Source organism: Pseudomonas sp. P5_109 (assembly GCF_034009455.1).
Taxonomy (GTDB): Bacteria; Pseudomonadota; Gammaproteobacteria; order Pseudomonadales; family Pseudomonadaceae; genus Aquipseudomonas.
Window position 1 is genome coordinate 3,885,682 of sequence record NZ_CP125380.1, and the last position, 11,943, is coordinate 3,897,624.

The 11,943-nt window shown below is 60.0% G+C and carries 12 protein-coding genes; 7 read left to right on the forward strand and 5 right to left on the reverse strand.

What is annotated here, in order from left to right; all coding sequences use genetic code 11:
* Positions 1-574 precede the first annotated feature (574 nt).
* A complete protein-coding gene (gene sohB / locus QMK54_RS17385; protein WP_110662636.1) occupies positions 575-1,597 on the reverse strand; it encodes a protease SohB in 1,023 nt (340 codons plus the stop codon).
* Positions 1,598-1,798: 201 nt separating this feature from the next.
* On the opposite strand from sohB, the gene QMK54_RS17390 reads away from it, so the two are divergent.
* The 5 genes from QMK54_RS17390 to QMK54_RS17410 all read left to right on the forward strand — a co-directional run bounded on the left by QMK54_RS17390 (position 1,799) and on the right by QMK54_RS17410 (position 6,346).
* Positions 1,799-2,509, forward strand: coding sequence for a histidine phosphatase family protein (locus QMK54_RS17390; protein ID WP_110662637.1), 711 nt, complete (start codon positions 1,799-1,801; stop codon positions 2,507-2,509).
* Positions 2,510-2,573: 64 nt separating this feature from the next.
* A complete protein-coding gene (locus QMK54_RS17395; RefSeq protein ID WP_007976511.1) occupies positions 2,574-2,888 on the forward strand; it encodes an SCP2 sterol-binding domain-containing protein in 315 nt (104 codons plus the stop codon).
* Positions 2,889-3,154: 266 nt separating this feature from the next.
* Entirely contained in the window at positions 3,155-4,018 is an 864-nt protein-coding gene (locus QMK54_RS17400) for a LysR family transcriptional regulator (protein ID WP_223590749.1), read from the forward strand.
* A 106-nt stretch (positions 4,019-4,124) separates the two neighbouring features.
* Complete coding sequence (locus QMK54_RS17405; RefSeq protein ID WP_320400963.1) at positions 4,125-5,270, forward strand: sterol desaturase/SRPBCC family protein; 1,146 nt, start codon at positions 4,125-4,127, stop codon at positions 5,268-5,270.
* Positions 5,267-6,346, forward strand: coding sequence for an SMP-30/gluconolactonase/LRE family protein (locus tag QMK54_RS17410; RefSeq protein WP_320400964.1), 1,080 nt, complete (start codon positions 5,267-5,269; stop codon positions 6,344-6,346). Before QMK54_RS17405 ends, QMK54_RS17410 begins: the two co-directional genes overlap by 4 nt.
* Positions 6,347-6,481: 135 nt before the next feature.
* On the opposite strand, the gene QMK54_RS17415 is transcribed toward QMK54_RS17410, so the two are convergent.
* Positions 6,482-6,643, reverse strand: coding sequence for a hypothetical protein (locus tag QMK54_RS17415; protein ID WP_181432128.1), 162 nt, complete (start codon positions 6,641-6,643; stop codon positions 6,482-6,484).
* A 115-nt stretch (positions 6,644-6,758) separates the two neighbouring features.
* Positions 6,759-6,986, reverse strand: a complete 228-nt coding sequence (locus QMK54_RS17420; protein ID WP_110662011.1) for a hypothetical protein — start codon at positions 6,984-6,986, stop codon at positions 6,759-6,761.
* 218 nt (positions 6,987-7,204) lie between these two features.
* On the opposite strand from QMK54_RS17420, the gene QMK54_RS17425 reads away from it, so the two are divergent.
* Positions 7,205-7,726 carry a DUF4142 domain-containing protein gene (locus QMK54_RS17425; protein WP_110662010.1) on the forward strand — a complete coding sequence of 174 codons (522 nt, stop codon included), beginning with the start codon at positions 7,205-7,207 and terminating at the stop codon, positions 7,724-7,726.
* Positions 7,727-7,762: 36 nt separating this feature from the next.
* Here the strand turns inward: QMK54_RS17425 and QMK54_RS17430 are convergent, their stop codons facing one another.
* Both QMK54_RS17430 and QMK54_RS17435 read right to left on the reverse strand, forming a co-directional pair.
* The gene (locus QMK54_RS17430) at positions 7,763-9,874 is read right to left on the reverse strand and encodes a PAS domain-containing sensor histidine kinase (protein ID WP_320400965.1); all 2,112 of its coding nucleotides are present in this window, start codon (positions 9,872-9,874) and stop codon (positions 7,763-7,765) included.
* 153 nt (positions 9,875-10,027) lie between these two features.
* Positions 10,028-10,717, reverse strand: coding sequence for a GntR family transcriptional regulator (locus QMK54_RS17435; RefSeq protein ID WP_007973313.1), 690 nt, complete (start codon positions 10,715-10,717; stop codon positions 10,028-10,030).
* A 140-nt stretch (positions 10,718-10,857) separates the two neighbouring features.
* On the opposite strand from QMK54_RS17435, the gene QMK54_RS17440 reads away from it, so the two are divergent.
* On the forward strand, positions 10,858-11,943 hold the full coding sequence (locus tag QMK54_RS17440; protein WP_110659202.1) for an ABC transporter ATP-binding protein: 1,086 nt from the start codon (positions 10,858-10,860) through the stop codon (positions 11,941-11,943).

The window sequence follows — 11,943 nt, forward strand, 5'->3', positions numbered from 1 at the left end:
AGTGCGCCGCGGTTATCCAGGTCACACGCGTTATCGTTAACGACCATCGCTGGCAAGCCAGCTCCTACAAGGGACCGCGTCCTGGTCGAAATGATGTGAACGCCAAACTGTAGGAGCCGGCTTGCTGGCGATGGCCTCCAGTGCGCCGCGTTTATCCGGTTTACACGCGTTATCGTTAGCGACCATCGCTGGCAAGCCAGCTCCTACAGGAGATCGCGTCCTGGTCGAAATGATGTGAACGCCAAACTGTAGGAGCCAGCTTGCTGGCGATGGCCTCCAGTGCGCCGCGTTTATCCAGGTCACACGCGTTATCGTTGACGACCATCGCTGACAAGCCAGCTCCTACAAGGGACTGCGTCCTGGTCGAAAAGATGTGAACACCAAACTGTAGGAGCCGGCTTGCTGGCGATGGACTCAAGTGCGCCGCGTTTATCCAGCCCACACGCGTTATCGTTAACGACCATCGCCAGCAAGCCGGCTCCTACAAAGGGCCGTGCCCTACAAATCAGTGAAAGCCTCCAAAAAAACCGGGGCTAATGCCCCGGCTGGATGTTTTGCACGATCTCCTGCCCTGCTACCAGAAGCGTTGCTGGGTCAAACGGCTCCACCAACTCAGCAGCACGCGATCGACCGAGCCGCTGGCGGCCATGCCGATGCGCTCTGGCAGGCTTTTGCGTTCGGCGTAGTGCAAGTGATAGAGCTCGGACTTGCTGGCACGTTCAGCGAGGTATTCATCGCTGGTCTTGAGTTCGTCGACCAGGTGCTTGTCCAGCGCCGCGACACCGAGCCAGATTTCGCCGGTGGCCACTTCATCGATCGCCAGTTGCGGGCGATACCGCGACACGAAGTTCTTGAACAGTTGATGAGTGATGTCCAGGTCTTGCTGGAACTTCTCCCGGCCCTTCTCGGTGTTTTCGCCAAACACCGTCAGGGTGCGTTTGTATTCACCGGCGGTCAGCACTTCAAAGTCGATGTCGTGCTTTTTCAGCAGGCGATTGACGTTAGGCAACTGTGCGACCACGCCAATCGAGCCGAGGATCGCGAACGGCGCGCTGATGATCTTCTGGCCGATGCACGCCATCATGTAGCCGCCGCTGGCCGCGACCTTGTCGATGCACACGGTCAGGGGCACGCCGGCTTCGCGGATACGCGCCAGTTGCGAGGAGGCCAGGCCGTAGCTGTGGACCATGCCGCCGCCGCTTTCCAGGCGCAGCACCACTTCGTCCTTCGGAGTGGCGAGGGTCAGCAATGCCGTGATTTCGTGGCGCAGGCTTTCGGTGGCCGAAGCCTTGATATCGCCGTTGAAATCCAGCACGAACACCCGGGGTTTGGCTTCGGGCTTTTTCTTCTGTTTCTTGTCGGTTTTAGCCTGGGTCTTGCGCAGGGCCTTGAGCTGGTCCTTGTCGAGCAAGGTCTGCTCCAGGCGCTCGCGCAGTCCTTTGTAGAAATCATTGAGCTTGCTGACCTGCAACTGGCCGGCCGACTTGCGCCGCCCTTTGCTGCGCAGGGCCGCAAAGCTGGCCAGGACCACCAGGATGGCGATCACCAGGGTCACGGTCTTGGCCAGAAAAATGGCGTACTCGGAAAAAAACTCCACGGGGACTCCTCAAACGATGCGCGGCTTGAACGCGCGCGGGATACCTCCAGCATACCCATGCGTCGACCTTGCGACCAGCCGTGAAACCTCAGGCAACAGGCGTGTAACGGGCATTTCAAACAAGCGTATGTTTTTTCATTGACAGCTCACCGCCATCCTCATAACCTCGCCAAACCTTCAACGTACCGGGAAGACGCGGACGTGGGCAGTATCTATCTGATTCGACATGGCCAGGCCTCCTTTGGTGCAGACGACTATGACGTCCTGTCGCCGACCGGCATTCGTCAGGCTGAAATCCTTGGCCGTCACCTGGCCGAACTGGGGATCAGCTTCGACCGCTGCCTGGCGGGCGACCTGCGCCGCCAGCAGCACACGGCCAACAGCGCGCTGGAACAATTCGCCGCGGTGGGCCTGCCGGTGCCGATCCTGGAAACCGACTCCGCCTTCAACGAATTCGACGCCGATGCAGTGATCCGCGCGTTGTTGCCGGCCATGCTGCCGGACGAGCCCGAAGCGCTGAACATCTTGCGCAACGCCGCGCAAAACCGTGGTGAGTTCCAGCGTATCTTCGCCCTGATCATCGAGCGCTGGCTTGCCGGCACCTATGACACACCGGGGCTGGAAAGCTGGCTGGGCTTTGTCGAGCGGGTGCGGGCCGGCTTGCATCGTATTCTCGACCAGGCCGACAACACCCAGAAAATCGCCGTGTTCACCTCCGGCGGCACCATCACTGCCCTGCTCCACCTGATTACGCAAATGCCTGCCCGGCAGGCCTTTGAATTGAACTGGCAAATCGTCAACACCTCGCTCAACCAGCTTAAGTTTCGTGGTCGCGAGGTGGCCCTGGCTTCCTTCAACGGTCATGCGCACCTGCAACTGTTGAAGGCACCGGAACTCATCACGTTTCGCTGAGTCCGGACTATTGTGACCCTGGCTGTAATCACCCAGCTCTTATTACCCAAGAAAGGATTGAACCATGACCTCCGTAGCAGACGCCGTACAAGCAATGAAAGCCAAGTTCAACCCAGCCGCTGCTGCCGGTCTGGACCTGGTCTTCGGTTTCCGCATCGACGACACCAAGAACTTCTCGCTGATCGTCAAGAACAGCACTTGCGAGCTGCAGGAAGGCGAGAACCCGGACGCCCAGGTGACTCTGGTGATGGACGGCGAAACCCTGGAAGGCATCGTCGACGGTTCGACTGACGGCATGCAAGCGTTCATGGGCGGCAAGCTGCGCGCTGAAGGCGACATGATGCTGGCGATGAAACTGTCCGAACTGTTCCCGTCGTAAGCACCGGGCTCCCGATTTTCGGGGGCGTGCCTGCTGCAAACGAATCCCGCCCTTAGTGGCGGGATTTGTCGTTTTTGCCTGCTTGTCACTGTCCCTTGTGGCGAGAGGGCTTGCCCCCGTTGGGGCGCGAAGCGGCCCTTTAGACCCGCTCAAACATAGCGGGGCTTCGGATCGACGACTGCTTCGCAGCCGAACGGGGGCAAGCCCCCTCGCCACAAGTTCGGTGGTGCTCTTACAATGCGAGCACTTACACCACCGGCCACCCCATGGACATCGACCTCGCCCGTACCTTCCTCGAAATCGTTCGCCATGGCAGCCTCGCTGCCGCCGCGCAAAAGCTGCATGTCACCCAGACCGCGATCACCGCGCGGGTGCAGAAACTCGAGAGCCAACTGGGCAGCACCCTGTTCGTGCGCAATCGTGCCGGCGCGCGCCTGACGCCCAACGGTGAAGCGTTCGTGGTGTACGCCAATCAACTGGTGCAAACCTGGGAAGCCGCGCGGCGTGATCTGCCATTACCCGAGGGCTACCGCGACGTGCTGCACATCGGTGGCGAGGTGAGCCTGTGTAACCCGTTGATGCTCGGCTGGGCCGGCGAAATCCGCAAGAACATCCCCAGCCACGCCTTGCGTATGGAAATCCGTGACGGCGAAAACCTGCTGCGCCAACTGGAGTTGGGCGTTCTGGATGCCGCGCTGGTGTATCAGCCCGAGTATTGGCCGCGTCTGCAGGTCGAGCAGATTCTCGAAGAAAAACTGATCCTCGTGCGCCTGGCCGACAGGCCCGATCCTTATGTGTACATCGATTGGGGTGCTGATTTCCGGCGCCAGCACGATGCCGCCCTGCCGGAAAAAGCCAAGGCTGCCCTGAGCTTCAACCTCGGCCCGCTGGGCTTGCAGTACCTTCTCGAAAACGGCGGCAGTGGTTACTTCCGCACCCGTGTCGTACAGAGTTATCTCGACAGCGGCGCCCTGGAACGGGTGCCCAAGGCTCCCGAATTCAACTACCCGACCTATCTGGTCTATTCGCGCGATCGTGACTCGCCGACACTGCAACGCGCCTTCGACCTGCTGCGTAAAGTCATCGATTCCGACGAAGACTGGTCGCAACGCTGGGACCCGCTGACCTGAGACCGGTTTGCACCGGATCATGGCCGTTGTGTCCTTGAGGTTCAGCCCGTCAAATCATCGGGATCGGCTAATCTTAAGGAGATAACAAAAACGACAGGTGATTGCAGTGAGGCAGACCACCGAAGGATTCCGCAGCCGCTACCGTGCCGACATTCGTCCACTCTACAACCCTTGGCTGCATGGCGCTTTTGTCCTGGTGTTCGGGGCACTGGCGATCAGCGCGTTCTGGAGCAACGTGCACCAGGTGCGGCCGACAGAATGGCTGGCGGTGCCCGTCACGCTGCTGTTGTTCAACCTCGGCGTGTACATGGTGCATCGCCATCTGGGGCATCATAAAAAGAGCTTCGCCCGGCTGTTTTATGCCCGTCACGCCGGCGACCACCACAGTTTTTTCACCCCCGGCCACATGACCTACGACAGCGCGCGCGACTGGCGGGTGATTCTGTTTCCGGCCTGGCTGATCGTGCTGCACACGCTCGCCGTCGCCCTGCCCCTCTGGTGGCTGCTCAAGCAATTGAATACCAACGTCGCCGGACTGGTCGGCGGCTTTCTTGTCCTCGGCTACCTGGCTTATGAAGTATTTCATGCCTGCGAGCATCTGCCGCCGCGCAACCCGCTCACGCGGTTGCCGTGGATCCGCCAGATGCGCCGGCTGCACGAGTTGCACCACCGCCGCGAACTGATGCAAGAGCGTAATTTCAACATCGTTTTCCCGCTGATGGATTACCTGTTCGGCACCCTTTATTGGGAGCCGGAACCTGCGCCGCTCAACCCGACGAGAACGCCCATGACCCGCATGCAGCATCAGATTGTCATTGCCGGACGCCCGATCGAAGTACTGGCCTACGCCAGCACCGTGACCCTCTGGCCGCAATGGCACCCTTCGTCGCTGCATATCGATGGGCCAAAAGGCCCGTTGCATGCCGGCGCACGTTTCGAGGAGGACATCCGTGCCGGCGGCCGCGACGGGCACTTGAGCTGGGAGGTGGCCGAGTACCTGCCCGGACGGCGCTGGAGCGCCCGGGCCGAGGGTGATCATGGCCTGTCGCTGGTGGTCACCTATGAATGCGATGCCACAGGCGACAACACACATTTCGTCCGGACCCTGGAGTATCAATTCAGCGGTCTGGCGATGCGGATCGCCAACCGGTTGCTGCTCAAGCGGCGCATCGACCGGGAATCGGCGGCTTCGCTGCAGGCGTTGCGCGACAAGGCGCAGAATTACCTGGTGACCACAGGGGTCAGCGCGTGAGCAGAACCTTCAAGTGCCTGTTGCTGATCATCGTCGTCATCGGCGCCTTCCTGCTGCTGATGCCGACCAAGGTGCGACCGGTGGCCTGGACGCCACAGCCTGCGCCATCCCTGTCCAGCGGAATCTACGCCGCGAATCAGCGGCTCAAGGGCGTGGAGCGCATCGGTGCCACCGACATCGACGGGCCGGAAGCCTTGTTGCTGGAAAACGATATGCTCATTACCGGCCTGCACGACGGTCGCCTGATCAGCACCAGCCTGGATGGCAAGACCCGGAAAGTCCTGGCCGATACCGGTGGCCGGCCACTGGGCCTGGCCCGGCATCCGAATGGCCTGCTGGTGATCGCCGATGCAGTCAAAGGCTTGTTGTCACTCGACGCCCAGGGGCGCCTGGTGGCCCTGACCACAGAGTCTGACGGCGTTCCCTTCGGCTTTACCGACGATGTGGCTATCGACAAACCGGGTCATTACGCCTATTTCAGCGATGCGTCGCGCCGCTTCGGCTATGGTCACGACGGTGAGGCCGTGCTCGAACACGGCGGTGACGGTCGCCTGCTGCGCTACGACTTCCAGACCGGCAAGACATCGGTTGTGCTGGACAAGCTGGAGTTTGCCAACGGCGTGACCCTGGGACCGGACGATGCCTATGTCCTGGTCAATGAAACCGGCGCCTACCGCATCAGTCGCTATTGGCTCAGCGGCCCCAAGGCCGGTACCCACGACCTGTTCATCGATAACCTGCCGGGGCTCCCGGACAACCTGTCGTTCAATGGCCACGACCGGTTCTGGGTAGCATTGTATGCCCCCCGCAACGCCTTGCTCGATGGCACGGCGGCGCATCCGTTCGTGCGCAAGATGATCGTGCGGGCCATGACCGTCTTGCCCAACCCCGTGGAAAAGCGCGGGTTTGTCCTGGGCCTGGACCTTGAAGGCAAAGTGATCGCCAATCTGCAGGACGACAGCAGCGACAACTACTCACCGATCACCACGGTGCGCGAGTACGGGGACTGGTTGTATTTCGGCTCACTGAAAGCGCAGAACATGGCGCGGTTGCCTTTGAGCAAGGCATTGCAATGAGCAGTCCCCCTTCCTGAATTCACCGAAGCCCCCATGTGGGAGCGGGCTTGCTCGCGAAGGCGTAGTGTCAGTCGACATCACTTTTGAATGACCAACCGCATTCGCGAGCAAGCCCGCTTCCACAAGGGACGGTGTTCATTCTGAATCGACGTCGACACCCTCATCCTCCGGAAACTCATCAATGCCCGGCTCTTCCTCGGGATTGGCCGTGGTGTGTTCGGGGCTCAGCGGTTCGGGATGAGTGGGTATCGGGTCGTAGCCACCCTGTTGTTCGCTTGGGTATTTGGGCTGGGTCATGAGGCACCTCGTTGAGAGCCGTAGCATCGGTCTCTGAGCATTCGAGGTGCCGGTTCGGTTTGCCGTTCCAACTTTTCAGCCACCGATCGTCGGTGGCAGGTTCGGTGAGGCAGGGCTACGAGCCCAGTTGCTTGACGATCTTGTCCTTGACCTGCAAACGCACCTCCTTGAGCTTCCTTACCATGTCATCGTTGGATTTGGCCTCCTCTGCCTTCACCACTTCGGCATCCGCCTGGGAATACTTGTTAAGCAGTGAATCCAGTAACGGATCCTTGGTGCGTTTCTGCTGGATTTCTTCCTTTGAGCGTTTCAGATCCTGATAAAGGTCATGGGGCACCGGCATGGAACACCTCCGTTTGTTGATCGGCAGCGAAACGCGATCTATTGCGTTCACCAACTATCAGAATGGCCTTGGTTAGGCGGTTCTGTCGACCACCTGTCAGACCAGCGGTGTCCGTTCGTCGTCGTGTCGCAAATGCGATAAAACCTTTGCCTGCGCCAGCGCCTCCACCGGTTAACGATCATTCGATCACCTTTTGCAACCTGCGTGGAGAATCACCTATGGACGGATTCAACGTGCGTCACCTGGTCCTCGCTGTTGCCCTTGGCAGTTGCATCGGCAGCGCCCTGGCTGCCACTTCCAATGATTTTGTCGACAAAGCCGCGGCTGGCGGCATCGCCGAAGTCGAGGCCAGCCGGCTGGCCCTGGAAAAAAGTGCATCAGCCGACGTCAAGGAATTCGCCAACATGATGATTACCGATCATTCCAAGGCCAACGATGAACTGGCCGCACTGGCGAAAAAATACGACATCGAAGTGCCGGACAGCACGACACTGACCAAACAAGCCAAGGAAAAAATCCTCGATATGCGTGACGAGTCCTTCGACGCAGCCTATGCCGACAATCAGGTCAAGGCTCATGAAGAAGCCATCGAGCTGTTCAAGAAGGAGGCCAATACAGTGACGGACGACCGGGTCAAAGGTGCCACCGAGCTCAAGGGCTTTGCGCAAAAAATGCTGCCGGCCCTGGAAAAACACCTCGGGATGGCGAAGACACTTCAGGCCGCCCATCCAGGCAAATAGCAGGGCCAACAATGCGACCGATGTGGCAAAGGGTGCTTAGCCGCTAAGCACCGTGCGCACCATCTGCCTGAGCGCATCGGGATTGTAGGGTTTGCTCAGCAAGTGGGTGTCGGGGCTGAGCTGGTGATTGCGCGAGATGATGTCGCGGGTATGCCCCGAGGTAAACAGCACGGCCACCGGTGGCTCCTGCACTTTCGCCCAGGCCGCCAGGTCCGAGCTCTTGATCAGGCCTGGCATGACCACGTCGGTGAATATCAGGTCCACCGCCAGGCCTTCCAGCAACATCTGCATGGCGACGTCACCGTTGGTGGCCGTGAGGATCTGATAACCTTCTTCACGCAACAGTTCCACCACCGACACCCGCACGGCCTCATTGTCTTCGACTACCAGGATGCGTTCGTGCCCGCCCCGCTGCGACACACCGGGGCCCGGCGCTTCACTGGAGGCCGCGCGCAAGGTGCGCGGAAAATACAGCTGCACCCGGGTGCCCTGCCCGACGTCGCTGGCAATTTCGATATGTCCGCCACTCTGTTTGACGAAACCAAACACCATGCTCAAGCCTAATCCGGTGCCCTGACCGTCGGCCTTGGTGGTGAAGAATGGCTCGAACGCCTGGGCCAGCACCTGCGGCGGCATGCCGACGCCAGTATCCGTCACGGACACCCGTACATAGTCCCCGGCGGAGATGCCCTTGCCGGCGCAAAATTGGTGACCCAGGACGATGTTTTCCGCACAAAGATCAATCCGGCCCTCGCCTTGAAGGGCGTCACGGGCATTGATCGCCAGATTGAGAATGGCGTTTTCCAGTTGGTTGCGATCGACAAACACATTCCAGGAGTCTTCGGGTGCCGTCATTTGAACTTGAAGGGTTTCACCCAAGGCACGCAGCAACAGCTCCGCCAGGCCATCGAAAATCTGCCGCAACGTAAAGACCGCAGGCGACAACGGTTGGCGTCGGGCGAAGGCAAGCAATTGCGAGGACAGCTTGGCACCGCGCTCGACCGCAGCAATGGACGCCGATACCCGACGCTGCACATTGGGGTTATCCGGCTCATGGCGCGCGAGCAGGTGCAGGTTGCCGGCGATCACTTGCAACAGGTTGTTGAAGTCATGGGCCACACCACCGGTGAGGCCGCCGATGGCTTCGAGTTTCTGTGACTGGCGCAGTTGCTCCTCCGCCGCCAGCCGCGCCTCGACCTCTTCGGCCACCCGTTGTTCGAGGTTGCGGGTGAACTTGAGCAGGGATTCTTCGGCGGTCTTGCGCTCGTGGATATCGATCAGCACACCGGGAAAACGAAACGCCTCGCCCTGCTCATCGAACTCGCAACAACCGCTGGCGAGCACCCAGAGGTAACTGCCGTCGGGACGCTGGATCCGGTATTCGACGTTGTACGGTTCACCTGTCTCGACCGACAGTGTGACCCGCTCCTGGACCCAGCCACGGTCATCCGGATGGATCCGGCTTTCAGCGATTTCCTGGGACAGGTCTTGCAGATCCTGCCCGGGTGGATAGGAAAACGTGCGGACGAAGCGCTCATCACCCGACAGTACGTTGGTTTTTATGTTCCAGACAAAGGAACCGAGCAAGGCACCGGCGTTCAGCGCCAGGCGCACCCGTTCGTTGTCGGCGCGGTAGGCGTCTTCGGCCGCCTGTCGCCGGCGTTCGGATATCACCCGCTCCGTCGTTTCCACCACCATGGCCATGACCCCGCCCGGGCGCCCGTCATCGTCGGCCACCGGACTGTAATAGAGGTCGAGCCAGACATCCTCGGGAACGCCATCGCGCAGCAATACCAGGACTTTATTGCGATAGGACAGGGTGCCACCCGCCAGGCAGGTATCCACCACGTTACGATTGAATTCGGCGACTTCCGGCCAGCCCAACTCCACAGCGGAGCCGAGCAGATACGGATGACGTCCACCGGCAAACTTCGAGTAGGCGTCGTTGTAGATCATGTACCCGGACTGGCCCCAGAGCATGACCATCGGCAACGGCGAGGCGAGCATCAACCGCACCGCACTGTTCAGGCTCTTGGACCATGAGTCGAGCGGGCCGAGTTCGGTCAGGCTCCAGTCGAACGCACGAATGCGCCCGGCCATTTCGCCATTCCACCCGGCACACCCGTGGCTATCCGCTAGAAACTGCATCGGCTGGCTCTATCCCGGAAATTGCACCCGTTTGTTTCGAGCATTTCGGACGCGATTCGTTTCATAGAGGTATAGCTGATTCTCGCGGGAGCCTTTGTCGAGTCGGGAACTTGCGGCCGGCAGCGACTCCCACATTTTGATCTTCGGTGTGGCCTAGACCTCAATCAAATGCTTGAGCGGGTTGTAACTGCTTTTCAGGGTCGCCGCGACATCCAGGATGGCCTTCTCGATACCATTCAAGTGCATGCAGGTCAGCTCGATGGCTGCGCTCTGGTTGCCCGCTTCGATGTATTCGATCAGCCGCAGGTGTTCATCGTCGCGACAGGCCTCATGGCTGTCGTCATCCAGCGCGGCGGCATACAGCGACGCCCGGGAAATCAGCTTCTGGAACCAGTCGAGCAGCACCGGGTTGTTCAGGCTGCGGGCCAGTTTGATGTGGAACTCGCCGAGCAGGTGAATCAGCCGTTCGTGGTCGCCGCTTTGATGCGCTTCATCTTCGAGCAGCAAATGATCGCGCAGGTCCTGGGTCACCGCCGTATCGCGACGACGGCACAGTTCACTGACGATACCGATCTCGACCAGACGCCGGGTTTCGAACAGCGAGCGGATCTCCTCGTCACTGGGCAGCGATACCGATGCACCTTTATTGGGCTCGGTGGTGACCAGTCCGTCGGCTTCCAATTGCTTGAGCGCAGCTCGCACAGACGTGCGGCTGACATTGAACAGCTCGGCCAAAGAAGCTTCGCCAAGCTTCATTCCCGGACGCAACGAGCGCTTGCTGATCGCCTCGTAAACCCCTTGGTAGACGCGGTCGACCGTGGTTTCCAGTTTCTTTTCCGTCATTCATCAACTCCTGGCGCCCTGTGCAACCAACCCTGGCGAATGAACAGCCTATGAAAAAGGGGCTTGCACGGGCAGATTAATCCGGGTATTTCTAAATTGCATCCAGATTTTGCATACAATAATTAGAGGAATGCACCAATATGGGTCATCCAGTTGCAATTGAAGTGCGAAACGTCTCAAAACGATATTCCGACGATCCAGGCTTGGCACCCGCCCTGGACAACGTCTCGGTCGACATTGCCGACAACGAATTCTTCACCCTGCTCGGCCCCTCAGGCTGCGGCAAGACCACCCTGTTGCGCACCATCGCCGGCTTCGAGCACGTCAGCGAAGGTGAGATCCGCCTTGCGGGCGAGCCGGTCAACGATTTACCGCCGTTCAAGCGTCGGGTCAACACGGTGTTCCAGAGTTACGCGCTGTTTCCGCACATGAGTGTCGCGCAGAATATCGCCTTCGGCCTCGAGATGCAGGGCCTTGATCGCAAACTGATCCCCCAGCGCGTCAATGAAATGCTCGCACTGGTGCAAATGCAGCACCTGGCCAAGCGCAAACCGGCCGAACTGTCCGGCGGCCAACAGCAGCGGGTGGCTCTGGCCCGGGCCCTGGCGCCGAAGCCAAAAGTGTTGTTGCTGGACGAACCGCTGTCGGCGCTGGACCTCAAGCTGCGCAAGGAAATGCAGGTCGAACTCAAGCGCGTGCAGAAAGAAGCCGGGATCACCTTCATTTTCGTCACCCACGACCAGGAAGAAGCGCTGACCCTGTCTGATCGCATCGCCGTGATGTCCGCCGGCAAGATCCTGCAAATCGGCACGCCCAACGATATCTACGAGCGGCCGCAACACCAGTTCGTCGCGCAGTTCATCGGCGACATCAATTTCCTTCCCGGCCACCTCAAGCGTGGCCAGCAGAACGAAAAGCTTTTCGTGCCCAACGGCATGCCAGTGGAGATCCCCTGCCCGGCCCAGGGCTTTGACGGCAGCAAGGTGCAACTGGCGTTCCGCCCCGAGCGTTCGCAACTGGTCGAGCCGACGCAGCCACATCATCTGCGCGGTGTGATCGAGGCCGTGCTGTATGTCGGCACGGCCACGCTCTACCAATGCCGCCTGAACAACGACATCAAGGTCATGCTGCGCGAGAACAACGAAGGCCTGAACCACGGCCGGGTGGTGGGTGATCGCGTCGCGGTCCACCTGCCGCCCCATGCCTGCCTGCTGATGGAGGCCTGA

What these genes read in the sequence shown, in the direction of transcription:
- QMK54_RS17425 (WP_110662010.1), top strand. Translation starts at nt 7,205, where the DNA reads ATGGACGGATTCAACGTGCGTCACCTGGTCCTCGCTGTTGCCCTTGGC.
- QMK54_RS17415 (WP_181432128.1), bottom strand. Translation starts at nt 6,643, where the DNA reads ATGACCCAGCCCAAATACCCAAGCGAACAACAGGGTGGCTACGACCCG.
- QMK54_RS17440 (WP_110659202.1), top strand. Translation starts at nt 10,858, where the DNA reads ATGGGTCATCCAGTTGCAATTGAAGTGCGAAACGTCTCAAAACGATAT.
- QMK54_RS17435 (WP_007973313.1), bottom strand. Translation starts at nt 10,717, where the DNA reads ATGACGGAAAAGAAACTGGAAACCACGGTCGACCGCGTCTACCAAGGG.
- QMK54_RS17395 (WP_007976511.1), top strand. Translation starts at nt 2,574, where the DNA reads ATGACCTCCGTAGCAGACGCCGTACAAGCAATGAAAGCCAAGTTCAAC.
- QMK54_RS17420 (WP_110662011.1), bottom strand. Translation starts at nt 6,986, where the DNA reads ATGCCGGTGCCCCATGACCTTTATCAGGATCTGAAACGCTCAAAGGAA.
- QMK54_RS17430 (WP_320400965.1), bottom strand. Translation starts at nt 9,874, where the DNA reads ATGCAGTTTCTAGCGGATAGCCACGGGTGTGCCGGGTGGAATGGCGAA.
- QMK54_RS17400 (WP_223590749.1), top strand. Translation starts at nt 3,155, where the DNA reads ATGGACATCGACCTCGCCCGTACCTTCCTCGAAATCGTTCGCCATGGC.